Genomic DNA, 21,779 nt, shown 5'->3' with positions numbered 1-21,779 from the left:
GATTTGGTTCACTTGATAACGAATTATTGCGATAGCTTGCCATTAACTAATTTTCAGCGATAATCTAAAGTCAGAGTCTATCGGGAGATAAGATCATGAACCTTCGTCTAGTTCTATTTTCAGGCCTAGTAACGGCTTTAGTTGGTGCTGGTATCGGTTATGGCATTAGCCGCATTGAACGCAATCCCAGCCAAGTCAACTATAGAAATCCCTATAACTATCAAATCATCTATAGACGTTATTTTGCCGGTGCCGGGGCAGCCCTGGGCTTCTGTGTGGGTGCGGGTTTACAAATGGTCAAAGAACTCAAAGAAGCCAGAGATAGAGAAATGGGCATCCTAGATGATGGGTCAGAATTCTAGTCTTTTGGGGCTAATTCCTCAAGAATGATGAATTGAACGTGATTAATCGCTAAATCGCCGATGGGAACTTGGGTTTTTAACACCGGTTGTCCTTCACTGAGCATTCGTTCAAAGGGGATATCTTTGGCAATTTCCGTGTGATACCAAGCTAAACCCATAAAGAAACGATTGGGATAGGGACCGCCTTCAAAAATATCATCGGGATTGGACTCCATGGGAACCCAACCGATAGAGGGAAGATAAAATTCCATCCAGACGTGATTGTAATCTGGTTCGAGGGGTAAATTACGTTCGAGGGGATGGGGTGGGCATTTATAACGTCCTACCGTGCGACAAGCAATACCATTGAGACGACACAAAGCCAATAATAAACCCACATATTCCCCACAGGAACCGACTCCGCGCCGCAGGGCAATATCAGGGGTGTCGATGTTGGGTTTGATACCGTAGGAAAGCTGATCATAGACGTAATTACGAATACTATAAACTTTTCGGAGCAGATTGGTTTCCCGACCGGTCGCTTCTTCGGCAGCATTGAGGATAATTTCTGTACTCATGGCCAGATCATCATTATCGATCAAATAGCGATCGGGAAAATCGGCGGGTAAGGTGGGTAAATCTTCGCAATCTTGGGGGGTAATTTGGTATTTAATACCCCATACTTCTAATACGACTTTCCAACCAAAAATATGACGTTGTTTGCCGGTTATTTGCTCGAACTTAAATACTGCTACCCGCTGCCCGTCCTGAATTTCTTCAATAAAAGGCAATCCCACCGCTTCGACGCTGCGAATTTTTTGCCGCGGTGTTTCTAAGGGTAAAGCGATGCGCCATTCCACATTTTTGAGTTCGATATTATAGAGGGGTTCTAATTCCTCGACGTAGGATAATTCAATCAGATAACCGTTAGAAAGGGTGTATTTTTTAGCGGGATCGTAGTGAAAATATAGAGGATGGACAAAAGTACGCGGACGATAACTAAGTTCGTGAACTTGTTCAGAATTGGGATTATCGCGGATACAGGGTTCTTGGAAAGCATAGGCCACATATAATATATCCTTGCCACTGTTAGCATCGCGATAAAATGCTAATCCCGTCGGCGATTCAAAAGGAGTTATCATGCTAAAAAGCTGTTCTCCCGTGGCGCGATCAAGACAGTAAACCGTTTGTTCTAGGGTATCCGTTAACCAAAGTTCTTCCCCGCGAATGGTGATATTTTCGATGCCGATACCAGGCGCGTATAAACGAGTAATTTCCTGTCCCGATTGGCGATCAAATATAAAGATTTGTCCAGAACGTTGACAAGTGACATAAATTGTGTTACCAGTTACGGCGACTCCGTTAGCGGTGTAGGGAAGACGGGTAAAAAATTTCGGGGTAAAATCTTCGAGAGTGCAGCAGTAGAGATTTTCGCGAGTAGTAAACCAGAGGTTATTTTGATCATCGATTGCCAATCCCGTCGTCCCGACGAATTCCTGCCAGCGATGGGAATTAAGTACGCTTGTATGACCAGTATCGAGGGCAATTTGGTATAAATAGCCGTTTTTTGCGTCGATAGCGATTAATTTGTCATCTTGAAATACAATTCCGTGCAGAGCCGTGGCGCTAATCGGACGAATCGTTTGACGATGGGAGGGAAGACTGGCAGGATCGAAAATCATAGGAGGAAACGAAAAGGGAGAGCGTTTTTAGGTGAATAAAACAGCAATTCTCCCCACGATAGCAAATTTTCTCGCCCTTGAATGCTCGTAATGAACTGCAATCCCGAAAAAAATGTCAAGAATTGTCACCTATAGTCCCTCTCATACCCTTGTACCTACCTACGAGTGTTTCAATCGTTGCAGTTATTGTAATTTTCGCAGGGATTTAGGCACTGATGGCTGGTTAAGTTTGGAAAAAGCCAAAGAGATTTTAACTGCTTTGCAGGGTTCGGAAATTACGGAAATTTTAATTCTTAGCGGCGAAGTTCATCCTTTAGCAGCCAATCGAGAGTTATGGTTTCGGCATATTTATAATTTGGGAGAATTGGCTTTAAATATGGGTTTTTATCCCCATACCAATGCGGGGATTTTAACTTTTGCTGAGATGGAAAACCTGAAAAATGTCAATCTATCTATGGGCATAATGTTAGAACAAATGACGGTGACTTTATTAGATACTGTCCATCGTCATGCCCCCAGTAAAGTGCCATCCCTGCGTTTAGAACAGTTACAATGGGCGGGAGAATTAGGAATTCCTTTTACCACGGGTTTATTATTAGGAATTGGTGAAACAGAATACGATCGCTTAGTGACCTTAGAAACTATTGCCACTATTCATCAACGTTGGGGACATATTCAAGAAGTGATCCTACAACCCTACAATCCGGGTAAAAGAGAACAGTGGCAAAATAACCCTTTTGATCTGCAAAAATTACCCGATCTGGTTAGACAAGCTAGGGAAATTTTGCCCCCAGATATTGTCATTCAAATTCCCCCGAATCTAGTCCCTGATCCTCTTTTTCTCTTGGATTGTTTAGCGGCAGGAGCGCGGGATTTAGGCGGTATTGGCCTGATCGATGAAGTTAATCCCGATTACCTCCATTTACACCCCGATAAATTAAAGGAATTTTTAGCAGTTTATGGCTGGGAATTAAAGCCGCGTCTGCCGGTTTATCAGTAATCAGTGACCAGTAATCAGGGAAAAGATAGCACTGTTAATGCCATTTAACACGCCTTACTTAATACCGCATAATTGATTATTATTCATTCTTAATTCTCCTGACGACCGACGACCGACGACCGACTCCTAGCGCCTGACGACCGACTCCTAACCCTAACAACAATTTTTGATTTTTACCAGAGGTCTTATGATTCCCTCAAGCGAGCGCTACTGGCTCAAAAATGCTCATATTCCCGTTTCCCTGCTAGAAAATGAGGGGTTTTCTCCCCAAACCGCCGAGGGATTAACCTTAGTTAATCTGGAAATTAATGACGGTAACATTAATCGCATCACCTCAACCATCCCCCCCGAAGATAATATTCCCGTTATTGACCTCAAAAAAAAGATTGTTTTTCCTTGCTTTGTCGATATGCACACCCATCTCGATAAAGGTCATAGTTGGCATCGTTGTCCTAACCATGATGGCACTTTTGACAGTGCCTTAAAAATGGCCCTAGAGGATTCCCGACGGGAGTGGCGCTTAGAGGATGTGTATCGTCGCATGGAATTCGGCGTTAAATGCAGTTATGCCCACGGAACCGCCGCTATTCGCACCCATATCGACTCTTTTGGTCAACAGGCACAGATTAGCTTAACCGCTTTGGGAGAATTGCAACGACAATGGGCCGGTAAAATCACCCTGCAAGCGGTTTCTCTAGTTTCCCTTGACTACTATCAAACCTCCGAGGGAGCGGCCTTAGCCGATAAAATTGCCGAATTTGGGGGCATATTAGGGGGAGTAGCCTACACAAATCCCGATTTACAGGCACAAATTGATATTACCTTCAAATTAGCCCAAGAAAGGGGCTTAAATCTCGATTTTCATCTGGATGAAAACGGCGACCCCGATTCCACCTGTTTAGCAGCGATCGCCCGTACTGCTATCAAAGAGCAATTTGACGGACAAATCATCTGTGGTCACTGTTGCAGTTTAGCGGTACAATCCCCTGAAATAATCCAAGAAACCCTAAATTTAGTCAAAAATGCGGGTATTGCTATCGTTAGCTTGCCGATGTGCAATCTCTACCTACAGGATCGTCAAGAGGAAAAAACCCCTTTTTGGCGCGGAACAACTAAGATAAAAGAGATGAAAAAAGCGGGAATTCCGGTGGCTTTTGCCAGTGATAACTGTCGCGATCCCTTTTATGGTTTTGGGGATCACGATGGTTTAGAAGTCTTTACCCAAGCGGTGCGGATTGCCCATCTCGACACACCCTACGCTGACTGGGTAAATAGTGTCACCCTCACCCCAGCAAATCTGCTCGGATTGCCCCATTTAGGGCGCATTAAGACGGGTCTAGAGGCAAATTTGTTAATTTTCAAGGCGCGATACTTTAGCGAGCTATTATCGCGACCACAGTGGGATCGCCTTGTGATTCGGCGCGGGTTGAGCATCGATACTACTCTCCCCGATTACCAAGAGTTAGATGATTTAGTTCTAGGAATTGAGCAACTCCTGTAAGGGTTTGACAAAAACCACCGATTCTAGGTTGATAGCACCGTAAATATGGGGAAAGGTCTCTTTTTCTAGCTCTAAAGTGGCATTTTCTGGGTTAGGATGTTGGGGCTGCTCCCATTTGACCGGGGCCTGCAATTGTTCGAGAGAAATGGCTAAAACCAGCAAGTCTGGCTGATTTTGATAAAAAGCGTCCACAACTTTCGGAATTTGTTCTAAGGTGGAGCAATGGATAAATCCCTCATTTTTTAGGGAATACGCCCGATATTCCCCCATTTCACGAGCTATTTGCCAACCTCTTTCTGTAGTGATGTGATAGATCATCGGTTCGCCTCCTACTGTTACCTTATTCCTAATTTTAGGATATAGCCTGAAGCTGTCAGCGTCCCTCAATTCTCTTAAACTAGGGGTCAGGGAATAAAGACAAGAAATTTGTCCGACCACTGACCAGAACAAAATTGCCGATAACGGCCTCAAAATCTCTTGATAGTCTCTTTTTACCTGATATTAACCTTTTCCCCTTAAAATGAGCTTACCGAGGCAATAACTGCAAAAATCTATGCTAGATAAAATATTTACTCCCAATCCCTACGCTGAAAAACCCGCACCTCTGCGTCCTCGCAAGGGGGTAATTATCGGTGTTGGTCAGGTGGGGATGGCCTGCGCTTACTCGATGTTAATTCAAGACTGTTTTGATGAATTAATTCTGCAAGATATCGCCACGGATAAAGTCGAAGGGGAAGTGATGGATTTAAGGCACGGAATGCCTTTTATTGAACCCACAGACTTGAAAATGGGAACCGTGGCCGATGTGGGACAAAATGCCGATGTGGTGATTATTACTGCCGGGGCCGCCCAAAAAGAGGGAGAAACCAGATTACATCTCCTTGAGCGAAATGTGGCGATTTTTCGCCGTATTCTGGAGGATGTGGCTGTTTACTGCCCCAGTGCTTTGATTTTGGTGGTGAGTAATCCTGTCGATATCATGACCTATGTTACCTTGAAAATCACCCATTTTCCGCCTTCTAGGGTGATTGGTTCGGGTACGGTGCTAGATTCTGGCCGTTTACGCTCTCTTTTATCCACCCAACTCCATGTAGATGCGCGTAACGTCCACGCTTATATTATCGGTGAACACGGGGATAGTGAGCTTGCTGTCTGGAGTTCGGCCAATATCGGAGGAGCAAGGTTACTAGAAGGAGATTGGCAGGATTTAAGCGCAACCGACCAAGAAAGCTTAACAGAAATTTTTCTTCAGGTTAAAAACGCCGCCTATGAAATTATCAAACGCAAGGGTTATACTAGCTATGCGATCGGTTTAGCTACCACAGATATCGTTAAAGCGATTTTACGTTCCCAAGAAAGAATTCTGACTATTAGCACTCTCCTCGATGGTCAATACGGTCTCAAAGATGTGTGTTTAAGTATTCCCTCGGTGGTTAACGAGAAAGGAGTGATTAAAACCCTGAATCTTGCTCTCAGTCCCAGAGAAACCCAACAGTTACATAATTCGGCCAAAATCATGCGCGATTTAATCGATCAACTCAAAATTTAACTTAGGGTTGGCTGAATAAATCTAAAAACATTGTTGGGTAAGATTTTTAGATTTTTTTGCCCTCAAAAAGTGCCGAACATAAGAGCGATCAAAGGCAAAATTTTGGCACTTTTTCCCCGAAAATTAGGTAATTGTGGGGTGGACTGAAGCAATTAGTGCTAGACTTCCCGAAAAGTCTATTTTATTTCAGCTTCTTGTTAGGGATATGCTCTGGCTAATACGCTTTTGGTTATGATATGGGGAAAAGTTCCGGCGATGGCGCTAAAATGGTGTGATATGCTGAAAGTTTCCAATTATCTTTACTCTCAGCAGTGTTATACAGTCGGCAGAATTGTGCAAAAAGTATATTGAGATACAGAAATGCTAGGAGAATTAGTTGAAATTGTAACCAAATTATTTGAAGTCAGCGATCGCTTGAAGCAATCTGAGGATGAAGATCGAAAACGGGTTATAAAGTATTTTGAGCAAGTAGGGGATTGCCTTCTGGGTATTGAACAGGAACTTAGAAATGGCAACCCCTATCATGGCAGGTGGGGCGAACTTCAGGAATATGCTAGAAATTTTCCCAAAAGCATTAGTAAATCTATAGGTGAAGATAAAGAAAAAGAGCTATCCTTGCTATTAGAAGCAATTGTAAATAATACTCCTGAAGACGATAGCGATATTAAAACAATTGCAACTACTGGTGGCAGATTTAAAGCACTTGCAGTCAATATTGCTACAGAAAATGGAGAAGCTCCACCACCGGTTAAACAACCGAAACAACCTATACCTGTAAGCCGTAGAACTGTTGTGTATGCAGCTATCGGAACGGCTACAGCCATTGCGACTGGGACGGCTGGTTGGTTTGCTCGTCAATATCAACCATCTGTTCGATGGAAGATGGTTAGCTTTTTAGGAGAAAGCACAAAGAACAAAGTAATTCTTTTTGACGCTCCATTAATGATTAGTGAACGTATTAAAGCAATAACCAACGGTCAATTTATTATCGAAGTTGATAAAACTGGAAACATACTAACAGAGGAAATATTACAAAAAGTAAGTGCGGGAGACGATATTCAATGCGGATTTAGTGGAATTTATTATGAACAAGAAAAATATAGACCCCTCTACTTTGGTTGTGCTGTTCCTTTCGGGTTGAGTCCTCAAGAACAAACTGCTTGGCTCTCATATAAAAAAGATCCTAACGACCAGCTAACTTATATACAAAGTCTTTACAGAGAAATAGGTTTGAATGTAATTCCTTTTCCAGCAGGAGCGACAGGGGGACAGATGGGAGGTTGGTTTAAGAAAGAGATTAATACAGTTGCAGACTTCAATGGGTTAACTATGCGTATTCCTGGATTGGGAGCAGATGTATTATCAGATTATTTCGGTATCAAGACAGATAAAAAGATTTTTGGAAAAGCACTCTCAATAGGAGAAATATCTACCGAGCTTGAAAAAGGCACTATACAAGCTGCTGAATGGATTGGACCGCACGATGACTTTCAGTTAAATTTGCATAAAGCAGGAGCTAAATACTACTACTATCCTGGATGGTGGGAACCAAGCACAACTTTTGATGTGCAAGTCAACAAAGATGCTTGGGAAAATTTGCCCCCAGAGTATCAAAGAATATTTGAGGCTGTTTGCCATGAAACCTACACAAAGATATTATCCGAATATGATCGAAGAAACGCTCGGACGCTTGGAGATATAAGGAAGTTAGAAAGTTCAGGAAATATCAAAATCCTACCATTTCCCGATGAGGTTCTACAGGTAGCTCAAGCTAACACAGAGGAACTTCTTAAACTGTATGATGCGAATCCGCAGTTTAAGGAAGTACATGATGAGTGGGAAGGATTTAAAACACAAATGAGAAGTTGGGATGATTTATCCGACTTAACTAAAATAATGTCTCGTTTAAATCAACCCATAAATATGGTAGTGCAGTAGGTGGTTTAATTAGTAGTGTGGTTGGTCTGGTTTTTGGTCTTTCGGATAATGTAAATTCACAGTCTTGAATGCTGCTTGACCTTGATTGGGTAAGCGATAATTGAGGATATCTCCTTTAGCGATCGCCGCTCTGGTAGTACGCCGCTTTGGTAGAGTGTGTTAATGAAATGTAACGCACCTCTTTTTTTCTCTAGCCGTAGCACCATGTTCATTCATTGAAGCAAGTTATTGTAAGCTAACGGGGTTTTTTGATTTTTGAAAAGGCGATCGTTAGTTACCGTCCTGACTTAAAAAATAGCCAACTGCACCTTGAAGCTGTTCCATCCCTTGTTGCAGTTGGTCAATACGAGCCTTAGATTCCTCCATTTGTTGAGCAGTAGCTTCCACAAACCGATCAATACGCCGATTCGTTGCCTCACTGATTTCTGCTAATCTGTCAATATTGCTTTCTATTCGCTCTATTCGCTGCTGACTTGCCTCTAGACTGGCTTCAATACGGTCTAACCGAGAACTTTGCCACCACATTTAGTTAACACCTTGAAAATAAGCGATTATTGTCCTCAGTTTAGCAAATCTTTAGACAAATTAATCTCTTTTCATAGGGCGATCGCTTGAGGTGAAACTGCGATCGCCGCTCTGGTTGTTAATGAAATCTAACACACCTCTTTTTTCTCCAGTCAAACTATTTTTGACTAATCTCGAATGCTAAGTCTTATCTGTAAAAACAGACATCAAAGGCAAGAAAGAAGTTCATCTGTCCTAGTATTAGCGGCGCATATTTATCTTGTGTCCAAGCAAAGGCTAAATCTACGGTGGGGAATTGCTCAACAGTAGCTTTAACAACCAATGCACCAGCTTCAAATCTAGCTAAATTACCTCCTAATGGCAGAGATAGCCTTTGGTTTTCCCAGACTGCACCTAAAGCTAAACCCATTTCATAGGGCAACACATTAACACTAGAGCCAGTATCCAAGAGACCCGAAACATTCAAGGATTGACTTTGATAAGTTAATGTCAATGGTAAATAAGGAAGCGCACTTAATGCCCCAAGACTAGAATCTACCTCGGTGAAAGCAAATCTTACCTTATTAGCCATGAGTCAATTCTTGTTTCTCTTTTAATGCTTGAGCAAGAATGGCGGCAGCCTCAAAAGAGTCATGTAAACCTTGTCTAGAGAGATCATCTTCAATAGACATCGGTACAATACCAGAATCCTTGAGCAACTCGGCTACAAGAAAGTTAAGTAATAAGAGCTTATCGGAGTAAGACAATTGCTTTAGCAGGGGCGCAAATTGAGTAGTTGTCAGCATGGATTCAAGAAAGTTACGGATTTTGACTTTCTGCACTTTGTCTGAGTATAACACCACCTTTGCGCTAATCCCTGCCCCAAAAGCAGGCTAACTTTGCTGTTAGACAGAAATCCCAGAAATGTTCAATCTAATCTTTATAGTTCTTCGGTTTGTGTTAGGCCATGGACGGGGTTATAAAGGGCGATTTTTGTCAATCAATTAAGTCTCTGGCCAGATGAGGATTTATTGCGATCGCATTTCCTCTATTGCGATGCCGAAGGCACTGCGTAGCAGTACGCCGCTCTGGTAGTTAATGAAATCTAACACACCTCTTTTTTCTCTAGTCAAACTATTTTTGACTAATCTCAAATGCTAAGTCGTATCTGGCTCTCCCAGGTTTGGTGGGTAAAATGTATTCTAAGATACATTCCTCCTAGCGAGGGGGTGGAACGAACCACAAAGACACAAAGGACACAAAGATCGATCGATCATATAGTAAGTTAAACTTATCACACAGAACCTAGAAGAGCCCGTATCTGTAAAAACAGACATCAAAGGCAAGAAAGAAGTTCATCTGTCCTAACGTTTGCCGAAAAGGTTTTTATACCATTTCTCTAAATGAAAACTACACATCGAATTTAAATCCCCCTTTAAGTTCCCCTTTTTAAGGGGGATTTGGGGGGATTAAACTTCTGTAGTCAGACTTTGGAGAATTGGTATTGTAAAGTATAAGATGATAAAACTCCCAATCGAACTTTCAAAACCCACTCTCCACTCCCCACTCCCCGATACTTTTTAAACAGCATTTAAGACCATCACCATCCCTAAATATTTGCTCCGATTTTTTATAGTAAAGTTATACTATTAAGGAAGCAAAGACGAAATTCTAGGGTTAAGCAATGGTTAGACAACTCGACGACAGCCCGAAAACCACAATCGTCTATCCCGATAGCGATGGTAAACCGATGGCCGACAATACAAGACAATTTCGCTGGATTACGACGATTAAAGCGAATTTAGACTGGTTATTTGCCAATGATGCCGATGTTTTTGTCGCCGGTGATTTACTCTGGTATCCCGTGGAGGGAGATAATAAGACTCGACAAGCACCCGATGTGATGGTAGCTTTCGGCAGACCAAAAGGCGAAAGAGGTTCCTATCAACAGTGGAAAGAGAACAATATCCCCCCACAAGTGGTTTTTGAAATTCTCTCTCTGGGTAATACCCAAACGGAAATGACCAGAAAACTACTGTTTTATGACCGTTATGGTGTGGAAGAATACTACATTTATAATCCCGATAAAAATGATTTGGGTGGCTGTATTCGTCGGGAAAATCGGCTCGAAAGTCTGGAAAATCTCGATAATTGGGTCAGTCCTCGCTTGGGCATTCGTTTTCAATTAGCCCAACCAGAGTTACTCTTGTATTATCCCGATGGTCAACTTTTCACCAGTTACAACCAAGAACGACAAAGGGCCGAAACGGAACGACAACGGGCCGAAACGGAACGACAACGGGCTGAAGCGGAAAGTCAACGGGCTGAAGCGGAACGGCAACGGGCCGAACGATTGGCGGCAAAACTGCGGGAGTTAAATATTAATCCCGAAGAAACTTAAAAAAATTATCGCTACAATGAAAGTAGATAAATATCAAGTCCACTAGCTAGAGTCGGAACGGTAAGCCCAGAAAAAATGCGCTAGGGCAGGGCTGACTAAATCGACGAAGCAATCGCTAAATAGGATTAATTTCCGTCCAATTCTCCCCAATCCTGAACAGGAGAGGCAGAACCGAAGAATTTCTATAAAATTTCGGTAAGGGTGGAAAGATCAAGTAAGTTAGCGTTAGGGCTTAATCTTCGCCACGGAAAGGTAGAACTATGACAGTTTGTGAATATCGTCCAGGTTTAGAAGGAATTCCCGCCGCCCAGTCCAGTATCAGCTTTGTGGATGGGCAAAAGGGAATCTTGGAGTATCGGGGCATTCGGATTGAGGAACTCGCCGAAAAAAGTACCTTCCTCGAAACCGCCTATCTCCTTATCTGGGGTGCTCTGCCCACGGGGGCGGAACTGGAAGAATTTGCCGATGAAATCCGTTATCATCGACGCATCAAGTACCGTATCGAAGACATGATGAAATGCTTCCCCGAAAAAGGCCATCCCATGGATGCGCTACAAACTTCGGCGGCGGCTTTGGGTTTATACTATGCCAGGCGGGCCCTGGATAATCCCGACTATATCCGTCAGGCAGTAGTCCGGCTATTAGCGAAAATCCCGACTATGGTGGCGGCGTTTCAATTAATTCGCAAAGGTAATCACCCCATTCAGCCCAACGATAGTCTTGATTATGCGGCCAATTTCCTCTATATGTTGACGGAAAAACGACCGACGGATTTAGCGGCGAAAGTTTTCGATGTCTGTTTGACTCTCCACGCCGAACATACCATGAATGCCTCGACTTTTTCGGCCATGGTGACGGCTTCCACTTTAACCGACCCCTACGGTGTCATCGCTTCAGCAGTGGGAACTCTCGCCGGCCCCCTCCACGGTGGGGCAAACGAGGAAGTATTGTTAATGTTAGAGGAAATCGGTTCGGTGGCTAATGTTCGTCCCTATGTGGAAAAATGTATCGCCAATAAACAAAAAGTTATGGGTTTTGGACACCGGGTATATAAAGTTAAGGATCCCCGGGCGACGATTTTACAAAACCTTGCCGAACAATTATTCGCGGAATTAGGTTCCGATGAATACTACGATATAGCCCTAGAATTAGAACAAGCAGTGGTGGATATCTACGGCGAAAAAGGTATCTATGCTAATGTGGATTTCTATTCGGGATTGGTCTATCGGAAATTAGGCATCCCCAGTGATTTATTTACCCCGATTTTTGCCATCTCCCGGGTGGCCGGTTGGTTGGCCCACTGGAAAGAACAATTAAATGCTAACCGCATTTTCCGTCCTACCCAAATCTACACCGGACAACACGAAGTCCCCTATACACCGATCGAACAACGTTCTTAGATTTTATCTCCCATTTTTGAATGGAAACACGGTTTCTCGCCTTTGTCAATCTTTCCTAGGCGAGATTTTTTGTCTCATTTCCTGTTATATTGATGGGACAAGGAAACAGTCCATCGGCTTTCAGCTTGGTCAGTTTCGGTGTATATAGCAAGACAAGGTCTTTACTTCTAGATAGTCGGACAGAAAAATATTAAAGATTATGGTGAAATTTTGGCGCAGATTAACGGTATTTTTAATTTCTTGTTTATTGCTGATTTCCCTAACTGCTTGTGGTAATCAAGTTAGACGCAATCAAGTGGTCATATCGGTATTAAGTGACCCAAAAACCTTTAATGCTGTTTTATCGGCCGAATCCCCGAATATTTTTGGTTTAACCTACGAAGGACTATTAACAGAAAATCCCATTACTGGCAAAAAAGAACCAGTCTTAGCAGAATCTTGGACAATTTCCGATGATAATTTGAACATTATTTTTACTATGAGAGAGGGTTTAAAATGGTCGGATGGTCAACCCTTAACCGTTGATGATGTGGTTTTTACCTATAAAGATTTATATCTAAATCCTGATATTCCCAACAACTACCGCGATAGTTTAAGAATAGGATTAAAAAAAGAATTTCCAGTTATCACTAAACTAGATAATCGCCGAATCGAATTTAAACTACCCGAACCTTTTGCTCCTTTTTTAGATGCTGTCAGTTCACCGATTTTACCTAAACACGCTTTAGAAAAAACTATTCAGAAAAAAAGCCCCGATGGTAGGTTAGAATTTCTCTCCACTTGGGGGTTAGATACTCCTCCCGATAAAATTGTTTTTAATGGTGCTTATAAACTAAAAGAATATATCACGGGACAAAGGATTATTTTTGAGAATAACCCTTACTATTGGAAAAAAGATGACCGTGGACAACAATTACCCCATATAACTTCAGTAATTTGGGCAATTGTTGAATCACAGGACACAACTTTACTACAATTTCGTTCGGGAAGTTTAGATTCTATTGGGGTAACTCCCGAATTTTTCTCCCTCTTAAAAACCGAAGAAGAAAGAGGAAATTTCACTATTTTTAACGGCGGACCTGCCTACGGAACCCAATTTATCGGTTTTAATCTCAACCAAGGCAAACGCGACGGAAAACCCCTAGTAGAGCCAATTAAATCCAGGTGGTTTAATAACTTAAATTTCCGTCAAGCTATTGCCTACGGCATTAATCGTCAAAGAATGATTGATGATATTTATCGAGGGTTAGGACAAGAACAAAATTCTTTTCTTTCTATCCAATCGCCTTTTTACGATAAAACCCTGAAAGGTTACGATTATAATCCCGAAAAAGCCAAAGAATTATTATTAGAGGCGGGATTTAAGTATAATAGTGATAATCTTTTAGTCGATGCCGATAATAATCCCGTTAGATTTAACCTGATTACTAATGCAGGTAACAAAATCCGGGAAGCTATTGGGGCGCAAATTAAAAATGATTTAGCCGCAATAGGAATTCAAGTGGATTTTCAAGCGATCGCTTTTAGCAATTTAGTTGATAAACTAAGTAATAGTCTAGATTGGGAAGCACATATTTTAGGTTTTACTGGTGATAACGAACCCCACGCCCCTAATATTTGGTATGTAGATGGAAATCTCCACGCTTTTAACCAACAACCTCAACCCGGCAGCCCGCCGATTCAAGGCTGGCAAGCGGCGGATTGGGAGAAAAAAATCGCCGATTTATACGTCAAAGGTTCCCAAGAATTAGACTTTGAGAAGCGCAAAGTTATCTATAATGAAATTCAACAACTTCAACAGGAATACGTCCCGTTTATTTATCTAGTTAATCCCCTCGCTTTGGGGGCTGTGCGTAACTGCTTTGAAGGAATACAATTCTCCGCCTTGGGTGGAGCATTCTGGAATCTAGAAGAATTAAAGAAAACCTGTGGAGGTGTTTAATGACTCATTTTGGCATTCTTTGTCCCACCGCTTCTGGACATATTAATCCTCTCCTACCTTTAGGAAAAGAATTACAAAAACGCGGTCATAAAGTTACCTGTTTTCTAACTCTTGATGGTGAAGAAATGGTGCAAGCAGCCGGGTTAGATTTTCAGGCAATTGCACCCGACAAATATCCGAAAGGCACATCAGCCAAAAATTTAGCCGAAATTGGTCAATTACGGGGAACAGCCGCCGTCCGTCGCACGGTACAATCAGTGACTAATTCTACCGCTGCCCTCTTTGAAACTATCCCTCAAGAGATGCGTCGCTTGGGAATTGATGCCCTAATTGTCGATCAAGTCTCCCCCTCAGGGGGTACAATCGCAGAAAAATTAGCTATTCCCTTTGTCAGTTTTGCTGGGGCATTGGTTTTAAATCGTGACCCGCTTATTCCGCCCTTTATGACTACTTGGGACTATAATCCCTCATTTATCGGGGTTATTCGCAATAAACTTGGCTATAAACTCCTTGACTCTCTGACTCGTCCTCTGAATGAGTTAATCAACCGGCAACGTCAAGAATGGGGGTTAATTCCCTATCAAAACATCAATCAACGCTATTCACCCATCGCCCAAATTAGCCAACAACCTGCCGAATTCGAGTTTCCTCGGTCAAATTTACCCGCTCACTTTCACTTTACGGGTCCCTTTCACGATTCCTCCACCAGAAAAACGATTCCTTTTCCCTACGAAAAATTAACCGGACAACCCTTGATTTATGCTTCCCTCGGTACAATTCAAAATCGCCTACAATCGGCCTTTAATGCGATCGCCGAAGCCTGTGCCGATTTGCCGGTACAATTAGTTTTATCCTTGGGCAATACCGACTCTAACATTCAAATAACCACCAAAAACGCCCTAGTTGTTCCCTACGCTCCCCAATTAGAGCTTTTAACCAGAGCCTCTCTTACTATCACCCACGCAGGCTTAAATACTACCCTAGAATCCCTTGCCCAAGCTGTACCGATGGTGGCCATTCCCATCACTAACGACCAACCGGGGGTATCTGCTCGGATAAAATGGTCGGGGACAGGGGAAGTGATTCCGATTTCCCGTCTAGAAGTTCCCCGTTTACGAAAGGCGATTGAAAAGGTCTTATCCGTCCCCAGTTACCGAGAAAATGCCCTGAGAATGCAAAAAGCACTACAGAAGACTGGAGGGGTGAAAATGGCCGCCGATATCGTCGAAAAAGCCATTTCTACCAGCCAACCCGTCCTATCGGTATAATAGCTAGGGTCTGCTGAAAAAGTTTTTCCTGGGGACAGGGTGTGACCAACTGTCTGCATCATAACCGATAGTGTCTGCCGCCGTTCCCTGTACACGCACTTGTTAGGCATCGGACTGGCTAGAGTGTATAAACTGGTGAAAGTCTGGTGATTTAATGAATTCTTGAAGGTCTTTTATTCCCTCTATAAATGAGGTTAGCATCCACCCAAGCTCTTCAAGATGAGCTAATAATCGAGGGTTTTGTTCATCTAAAAAACTGATTAACTTATAATAGTCTTCTATAGAGCTAGTATTGAGTAGTGCTAAATCTTGATGAATCAACTTGTTTCGTTCCAACACAATGTCTGAGAGAGCCTGTTTCTGAGCATTTAAGAAATCTGAGTCACTATAGGTAGCCTTAAATGACCAAGACATACCTAACTCAGAAGAGTCTAGTTGAGGTTCAGACTGACTATCATCCACTAGCACAGTGTTATGTAATTCCTTAACCAGTTGACCTAATGTGCGCTTACGAAATCTCTCATGACTGTCAACGAACTGGTTACAAGTTGATGTTGATAATCTCTCAATCTGACTAACTGAAAGTAGATACTTTAAAATACCTTCAATCTTTGAAAAATTAACTATATTTCTGCCTAGCTTTCTTAGTGCTTCAGTTCTAACTACTTCAATATCTATCGGTTTATCCATGATTAATGGTAAGGCGTTGACTATCTAAATTATCTATTTTCACAGGTAATGGCAGCGATGGTTAATTGCCCTCACTCCTAACCGCTCTCCCAGAACAAACAGGAAAGGTCTTTTGATAGACTAGAGTTATAGCCCGACAGTGGGGAGCTAGTGGCAAGAAAAGCTTAATATTTGAGATGAACCGATCGAGCCAGAATATCGTCTAGAATTAATTAGCTCAAAAAATCCCGACTGAATCTACCCTTAAGCAAACTTTTCTAAAAATGATGGCTGAATTACTGAGTCTAGTTCCTGCCAAGTCCCTCGAAACCGATGTAGTGTTAGGGGAACCGTCGGCAGTATGTCCCCTTCCTCCAGTCACGGTTAGTAATGATACCCTACTTATTTCCCTAATCGATCGCCTGCGACGTACTTTGGAAAATCATCGTGGCGAAAATCAAATTGTGGTGATGCAGGATTTCCCGGATCCCGATGCTCTTTCTAGTGCCTGGGCCTATCAAATTATCGCCGAGCAGTACGATATTCACTGTGATATAGTCTATGCGGGTACTCTCTCCCATCAGGAAAATGTCGCTTTGGTAAAACTAACAGGTTTACCAGCTAAACGTTGGGGAGTCCATACCCTCAAGGATAGAGATCTTTCGGTTTATCAGGGTTGTGTTTTTGTCGATGGTCAGGGAACCAATAGTCAGTTAACCACTCTGGTTAAACAGGCAAAAATTCCCGTTATTGCCGTGATTGATCATCATACTCGCCAAGGGGATCTAGAGGCGGAATTTGTTGATATTCGTCCCCAAATCCGGGCAACAGCGACGATGTTAACCCAATATATCCAAAAAGGGTTACTGAATTTTAATACTAGCGATACCGTCCATGTTAAGTGTGCCACAGCTTTGATGCACGGATTGCGATCGGATACGAATAATTTAATGCAAGCGCAAGAGTGTGAATTTATTGCTGCTGGTTATCTCAGTCGTTTCTACGATGCTCAATTATTAAACGCTGTCCTGCAATCGGCCAGATCCCGACGGGTGATGGATGTGATCGAACGAGCCTTAAAAAACCGTATTATTAAAAATAATTATTCGATCGCCGGGGTCGGTTATTTGCGTTATGATGACCGAGATGCGATTCCCCAGGCTGCCGATTTTTTGGTGACAGAAGAAAATGTTCACACGGCTTTAGTTTATGGTATCGTTCACGATGAAGATGAGGATATCGAGTTAGTCATTGGTTCTATGCGTACCAGTAAAATTACCCTAGATCCCGATGAATTTCTTAAGGAAGCTTTCGGACAAGATAACCAAGGTCGCTTTTTTGGTGGTGGCCGTTATATGGCCGGAGGTTTTGAAATTCCTATCGGTTTCCTCGGTGGTTTTAATAATAATGCCGAATACGCTAAACTTAAGTGGGAAATGTATGACACCCAAATCAAACAAAAACTTTCCCATCTAGTTAACCCCGATGAAAAGGTAATTCGCACCTAAGTATCAGACCTCAGCTATCTATTATCATCGCCAAGACCGACCCGACACTGATATGAAACTTTATTTTGTGCGTCATGGATTAGCAGGACAATCGGAGGATTATCTCAACGATAGGGAACGTCCTTTAACCGAGGAAGGTAAGGCAAAAACTGCTAAAGTTGCCCAAAGATTAGGACAGTTGGGGGTGAAATTTGACCTAATTCTCACTTCCCCATTGGTGCGTGCCGTGCAAACCGCCGAAATTTTGCAAAAAGCGGGTTTAAGCAGTAAAATTGAGCAATTTAATCCCCTATCGCCCAATGGCAATATTCAAGATTGGGTGCAGTGGTGGCAAAAGTCCGACTATCAGCGAGAGGAAAACGCGATTGCACTGGTGGGCCACGAACCGGATTTAGGCTATTGGACGGAAATGCTAGTTTGGGGCAAGTTTCAAGGAAAATTATCGGTCAAAAAAGCGGGAATAATTGGTCTAGAGGTTCCCAATCAACAAAATCCCCTAGGTAAGTGTCAGTTATTCTGGTTGACAGCCCCGAAATTACTCCTATAGGGTGGGACTTTCGGAAAACGCGAGCGAGAATTGTCTCTAGTCAAACCCTAGAACCGAGACAGCATCAGCAATACAAACAAATTTTAGCCCGGGGATTCTTTCCCAATTAATCTCATTCCGAGATTTCGATCGAACTCACCGCTCTTTGCCAACGTTTTTTCCAGTGGCTAGTCGGTTCTAAGTCAGAGAGAGCCTGTTCGCTGCGACGACGTTGTATAATCACTTCGGCTGGGTCGGTTAAAGTCTCGTCTCGATAGGGAATAGCGGCCTTAGTTTGCAGATGTTCCCGTTCCTGTGCCGATAGAGATGGGGGTAAGGACAAAAAACTGGCTATTGTCCCTGGCGATCGCCGACCGACGCTATCGGTGGCTCCAATCTGCAATCCTGCTAATTGTAAAGCCCTTCGCACCGAGGCAGCACAGGAATAGGTGACTAAATAACCCGTCGGACTCAGGCATTTGGCCACTAAAGCTAAAAACTCCACCGTCCACAGTTGCGGACATTTACCCGGGGAAAAGGGATCGAGAAAAATTGCCTCCGCTTGAAAACCCGCCTCAATCACCTTGGTTATCGTCTGTCGCGCATCCCCGATTAACAGTTTAGCGGTGAGATTAGGCAAGTCCAGCCGGTGATTATGGGCAAAATCACTTAAATATTCGGGAATTGGTTGACTCCAACTATTTAAGAGATTCTCTCTAATAGCTGCTAGGGGAACCATTCGATCGCTTTCTAACGCTAATAATTCTACCCGACAATCCCCCCTAACTCGCCAAATGGCTGCCAAGGCTGCGGCGGCATTATACCCTAAGCCGTAACAAATGTCAAGAACTTTCAGATTATTGCTCTGGTCTGCTTTTGCTGCCAGACGACTGGAGAGGATAAATTTTTTCTCGGCTTCTTCCCTTGCCCCAGAGGTAGAATGATAACATTCGCCGAATTCGGTCGAAAAAAAGGTATAAGAACCATCCTCAGTGACTTTTTGCGGGTAAGCTTCGGGGGAGACAAGCATGGTGATGAAGAATGTCTTTGAGGTGAATATCGGTTTCCAGTAGGCAAGCGTGACCACTATGGGGCAGAATTGTTAATTTTGCGGCGGGTAACTGCTGAATTAGGCGTTTAGCCTCCGCTACCGATGGTAAGAGTCGATCTCCTTGACTGGCTATCACTAACACCTCCAATTGCAGACTTTTTAACTCGCTGGCACTAACCTGAAACCGTTGTAACTGGGATAAACGCCAGCTAATCGTCTTCGGTGGGACGTATTGCATGGCTTTCAGGAGAGAGCGGCGATCTTCCCGGGATATTCGACCCAGAGCGGCCAGAAAGGGTAAAATAGTTAGTGCCGAGCTGCTATGGATGAAATCGGGCATCATCTGGGTGATACCGATTCCCAAGCTTAAAAGAGGTCTTTGATTAAAAGAAGAAGCGGGGTTAATTAAAATCAGTTTTTTAAGCAATTTTGGTGATTTTGTCGCTATTTTCAAGGCTAAACAGCCACCAAAAGACTCACCGCAGAGATAGACTTTTCTCGATTGTCCCTTTAATTCCTGTGCCAATAAAGCAATCACGCAATCGCTTAATTCCTCCCAATCGCCGAGATATTGCGGGGAAATCGCCAAACAACGCAGATCGAAGTAAGGAGCAAGGTTTTTAATCTGACGATGGTATAGTTGGCCGCTGCCATCCATTCCGGGTAAAAATACAAACAGGGGATAATCGGGACGGGGATGACGGGGAATAATCCAACTGACAGGTTGTTCCATTGTGCAACAAGCGCGATCGATGTTAAAAAAGTTTTTTCTGGTTATCTATTTTAAGGATAATTAATATTAGAGAGATTTGCCAGTTTTAAGAGTAGTATTAACCTCCAACCTATGGATGGTTTCTCTCTGCTCGCCAACCCCTGATAACTGATAACTGATAACTGATAACTGATTAACTGAGCCAAATTTTTAGGCCGCCGCTAAATTAGCAGCCACGAAATCCCAATTAACCAACTTGGTTAAAAAGTCGCTGATGTAATCGGGACGACGATTTTGGTAGTCGAGATAATAAGCGTGTTCCCACACATCCATAGTTAAGAGGGGAACCTGTCCGGCGGTTAAAGGATTGTCAGCGTTGCCAGTTTTGGTGACTTTGAGAGTACCGTTATCGAGAACCAACCAAGCCCAACCGCTACCGAATTGAGTCGCGCCGGCGGTTTTGAAAGCTTCGACAAATTTCTCGAAACTGCCGAAATCTGCGTTAATTTTAGCGGCTAAAGCACCAGTAGGCGCACCGCCACCCGCCGGTTTCATGCAGTCCCAATAAAAACTATGATTCCATGCTTGGGCGGCATTGTTGAAAACCCCAGCTTTAGAAGCATCACCAGCAACCTTAACGATAACTTCTTCTAAAGAGAGAGCATCGAGTTCCGTATCTTTGACCAAACCGTTATAGTTATTGACATAAGCGGCGTGGTGCTTGTCGTGGTGGAATTCTAGAGTACTTTTGGTGATGCAAGGCTCTAAGGCAGTGTAATCGTAGGGTAAAGGGGGAAGTGTGTAAGCCATCTGTTGTTCTTTATATCCTCTCTTGAGAGCTTGTTTAAGGTAGTGTTGATAAAACTTTACATCCTTGATCATAGCACCGAAGGAGACTTGATCAGTGATCACTAATCGATCAGCTTTTTTCTCCCTTCTCCCCCCTCCCTTCTCCCTGATAGGTGTAGGTTTATTATAAAGAGGTGAGCAGTCACACACTCAAGGTGAGAACATCAAGCTAGAGATTTAGAGGAGCATCGTGAAAGGCAATGCCGAAAAACAAATATCTCAAGCAGTGGTTGTGCATAGTTTCAGAGCATCTCAAGACTGAGACGATGGATACTACTCTCTCACAGTGGCCGTTCTTTTCCACGTCTTTAGGGAGTCCGGCTCGGTTTTTTTCGCCGCAGTGACAGCAATTCTCAGTTTTAGAGCAAGCCTTTTAGGGATTTAAAGAACATTTTAAAGGGGGATTTTTGGGGCAACTTTGGGTGTACTATCATCTCAAAAGCCTGAAGACTCGTGAAATGAAATTCGCCATCCCATTGAATTTTACCCCGTATTATGCGAACTAACTCCCAAAAGCCTTGCTACAGGGCAAATTGAGAATTGCTGCCCTATGTATTTATTTCTATTTTCTGGTTCTTCGGTTTGTGTTATGCAATGGACGGGGGTTATAAGGGATGAAACCCTTATAGAAACAGACATTACCGCAATTTTTGTCAATTGTTTGCGATCTGGAGCGAACTAATCAATTAAATCTCTTGCCAGATAAGGATTTAGTCGATTTATGCCCCCCTATCGAACCATACCAAGTAACGAAGAACCGAAAATGTTTCTGCAATTATTGTTATACCAACCCATGTAAATCGAGATTTACCGATAGGAACATTAAAAGGTATTCTCAAAGATTCAGGATTAACTGAAGATGATATTTGACAACGTAACGCACCAATTTGATGATAAATTTGGGCGTTACGGCGGATTATTAATTGTAGTTTTTCATC

The 21,779-nt window shown here is 42.9% G+C and carries 20 protein-coding genes and 1 pseudogene; 12 read left to right on the top strand and 9 right to left on the bottom strand.

The features are described from left to right. Positions 1 to 95: 95 nt before the first annotated feature. Complete coding sequence (locus tag ACQY1X_RS17655; protein ID WP_002736422.1) at positions 96 to 362, top strand: hypothetical protein; 267 nt, start codon at positions 96 to 98, stop codon at positions 360 to 362. On the opposite strand, the gene ACQY1X_RS17650 is transcribed toward ACQY1X_RS17655, so the two are convergent. Then, complete coding sequence (locus ACQY1X_RS17650) at positions 359 to 2,023, bottom strand: transglutaminase domain-containing protein (protein ID WP_002737025.1); 1,665 nt, start codon at positions 2,021 to 2,023, stop codon at positions 359 to 361. The genes ACQY1X_RS17655 and ACQY1X_RS17650 overlap by 4 nt on opposite strands. Positions 2,024 to 2,135: 112 nt before the next feature. Here ACQY1X_RS17650 and cofG point away from each other — a divergent pair, with 112 nt between their 5' ends. Further along, the gene (cofG, locus tag ACQY1X_RS17645; RefSeq protein WP_002773761.1) at positions 2,136 to 3,023 is read left to right on the top strand and encodes a 7,8-didemethyl-8-hydroxy-5-deazariboflavin synthase subunit CofG; all 888 of its coding nucleotides are present in this window, start codon (positions 2,136 to 2,138) and stop codon (positions 3,021 to 3,023) included. A 187-nt stretch (positions 3,024 to 3,210) separates the two neighbouring features. Continuing rightward, positions 3,211 to 4,524 (top strand): cytosine deaminase, encoded by a 1,314-nt coding sequence (locus ACQY1X_RS17640; protein ID WP_430014953.1) that lies wholly within the window; start codon positions 3,211 to 3,213, stop codon positions 4,522 to 4,524. Here ACQY1X_RS17640 and ACQY1X_RS17635 read toward each other — a convergent pair. Continuing rightward, entirely contained in the window at positions 4,501 to 4,842 is a 342-nt protein-coding gene (locus ACQY1X_RS17635) for a DUF952 domain-containing protein (RefSeq protein ID WP_002736818.1), read from the bottom strand. The genes ACQY1X_RS17640 and ACQY1X_RS17635 overlap by 24 nt on opposite strands. A gap of 235 nt (positions 4,843 to 5,077) precedes the next feature. On the opposite strand from ACQY1X_RS17635, the gene ACQY1X_RS17630 reads away from it, so the two are divergent. Beyond that, positions 5,078 to 6,073 (top strand): L-lactate dehydrogenase, encoded by a 996-nt coding sequence (locus tag ACQY1X_RS17630; RefSeq protein ID WP_287637410.1) that lies wholly within the window; start codon positions 5,078 to 5,080, stop codon positions 6,071 to 6,073. Between the two features lie 360 nt (positions 6,074 to 6,433). Continuing rightward, positions 6,434 to 8,011, top strand: a complete 1,578-nt coding sequence (locus ACQY1X_RS17625) for a TRAP transporter substrate-binding protein (protein ID WP_002737884.1) — start codon at positions 6,434 to 6,436, stop codon at positions 8,009 to 8,011. A 270-nt stretch (positions 8,012 to 8,281) separates the two neighbouring features. Here the strand turns inward: ACQY1X_RS17625 and ACQY1X_RS17620 are convergent, their stop codons facing one another. From ACQY1X_RS17620 to ACQY1X_RS17610, 3 genes are all read right to left on the bottom strand, one after another. Then, complete coding sequence (locus ACQY1X_RS17620; protein WP_123230405.1) at positions 8,282 to 8,536, bottom strand: hypothetical protein; 255 nt, start codon at positions 8,534 to 8,536, stop codon at positions 8,282 to 8,284. 187 nt (positions 8,537 to 8,723) lie between these two features. Then, positions 8,724 to 9,107 (bottom strand): hypothetical protein, encoded by a 384-nt coding sequence (locus ACQY1X_RS17615; protein ID WP_430014952.1) that lies wholly within the window; start codon positions 9,105 to 9,107, stop codon positions 8,724 to 8,726. Beyond that, a complete protein-coding gene (locus tag ACQY1X_RS17610) occupies positions 9,100 to 9,321 on the bottom strand; it encodes a hypothetical protein (protein WP_430014951.1) in 222 nt (73 codons plus the stop codon). Before ACQY1X_RS17610 ends, ACQY1X_RS17615 begins: the two co-directional genes overlap by 8 nt. 878 nt (positions 9,322 to 10,199) lie before the next feature. On the opposite strand from ACQY1X_RS17610, the gene ACQY1X_RS17605 reads away from it, so the two are divergent. The 4 genes from ACQY1X_RS17605 to ACQY1X_RS17590 all read left to right on the top strand — a co-directional run bounded on the left by ACQY1X_RS17605 (position 10,200) and on the right by ACQY1X_RS17590 (position 15,526). Continuing rightward, positions 10,200 to 10,916, top strand: a complete 717-nt coding sequence (locus ACQY1X_RS17605; protein ID WP_430013239.1) for a Uma2 family endonuclease — start codon at positions 10,200 to 10,202, stop codon at positions 10,914 to 10,916. A gap of 260 nt (positions 10,917 to 11,176) precedes the next feature. Next, positions 11,177 to 12,316 (top strand): citrate synthase, encoded by a 1,140-nt coding sequence (locus tag ACQY1X_RS17600; RefSeq protein WP_002755096.1) that lies wholly within the window; start codon positions 11,177 to 11,179, stop codon positions 12,314 to 12,316. A 199-nt stretch (positions 12,317 to 12,515) separates the two neighbouring features. Next, positions 12,516 to 14,258 (top strand): ABC transporter substrate-binding protein, encoded by a 1,743-nt coding sequence (locus ACQY1X_RS17595; protein WP_103112413.1) that lies wholly within the window; start codon positions 12,516 to 12,518, stop codon positions 14,256 to 14,258. Then, on the top strand, positions 14,258 to 15,526 hold the full coding sequence (locus tag ACQY1X_RS17590) for a glycosyltransferase (RefSeq protein WP_430013238.1): 1,269 nt from the start codon (positions 14,258 to 14,260) through the stop codon (positions 15,524 to 15,526). The genes ACQY1X_RS17595 and ACQY1X_RS17590 overlap by 1 nt, the downstream gene beginning before the upstream one ends. Before the next feature lie 102 nt (positions 15,527 to 15,628). On the opposite strand, the gene ACQY1X_RS17585 is transcribed toward ACQY1X_RS17590, so the two are convergent. Beyond that, positions 15,629 to 16,216, bottom strand: a complete 588-nt coding sequence (locus tag ACQY1X_RS17585) for a hypothetical protein (protein WP_430013237.1) — start codon at positions 16,214 to 16,216, stop codon at positions 15,629 to 15,631. 263 nt (positions 16,217 to 16,479) lie between these two features. On the opposite strand from ACQY1X_RS17585, the gene ACQY1X_RS17580 reads away from it, so the two are divergent. Both ACQY1X_RS17580 and sixA read left to right on the top strand, forming a co-directional pair. Continuing rightward, positions 16,480 to 17,703 carry a DHH family phosphoesterase gene (locus tag ACQY1X_RS17580; RefSeq protein WP_016517103.1) on the top strand — a complete coding sequence of 408 codons (1,224 nt, stop codon included), beginning with the start codon at positions 16,480 to 16,482 and terminating at the stop codon, positions 17,701 to 17,703. A 52-nt stretch (positions 17,704 to 17,755) separates the two neighbouring features. Then, complete coding sequence (gene sixA / locus ACQY1X_RS17575) at positions 17,756 to 18,250, top strand: phosphohistidine phosphatase SixA (RefSeq protein ID WP_002735419.1); 495 nt, start codon at positions 17,756 to 17,758, stop codon at positions 18,248 to 18,250. Between the two features lie 112 nt (positions 18,251 to 18,362). Here sixA and ACQY1X_RS17570 read toward each other — a convergent pair whose 3' ends face one another. From ACQY1X_RS17570 to ACQY1X_RS17560, 3 genes are all read right to left on the bottom strand, one after another. Then, positions 18,363 to 19,259, bottom strand: coding sequence for a tRNA (5-methylaminomethyl-2-thiouridine)(34)-methyltransferase MnmD (locus ACQY1X_RS17570; protein WP_130758300.1), 897 nt, complete (start codon positions 19,257 to 19,259; stop codon positions 18,363 to 18,365). Further along, positions 19,219 to 20,013 carry an alpha/beta fold hydrolase gene (locus ACQY1X_RS17565; RefSeq protein WP_002746955.1) on the bottom strand — a complete coding sequence of 265 codons (795 nt, stop codon included), beginning with the start codon at positions 20,011 to 20,013 and terminating at the stop codon, positions 19,219 to 19,221. Before ACQY1X_RS17565 ends, ACQY1X_RS17570 begins: the two co-directional genes overlap by 41 nt. A 189-nt stretch (positions 20,014 to 20,202) precedes the next feature. Continuing rightward, a complete protein-coding gene (locus tag ACQY1X_RS17560) occupies positions 20,203 to 20,802 on the bottom strand; it encodes a superoxide dismutase (protein ID WP_002737286.1) in 600 nt (199 codons plus the stop codon). Between the two features lie 798 nt (positions 20,803 to 21,600). On the opposite strand from ACQY1X_RS17560, the pseudogene ACQY1X_RS17555 reads away from it, so the two are divergent. After that, positions 21,601 to 21,711, top strand: a pseudogene (locus tag ACQY1X_RS17555) (type II toxin-antitoxin system HicA family toxin); the annotation flags it as partial. Positions 21,712 to 21,779: the final 68 nt, after the last annotated feature.

Origin of the sequence: Microcystis protocystis FBCC-A270, from assembly GCF_050500235.1 — a bacterium.
GTDB lineage: Bacteria > Cyanobacteriota > Cyanobacteriia > Cyanobacteriales > Microcystaceae > Microcystis > Microcystis ichthyoblabe_A.
Note: the sequence above shows the minus strand (reverse complement) of the source record. Positions and strands in the feature narration are given on the sequence as shown.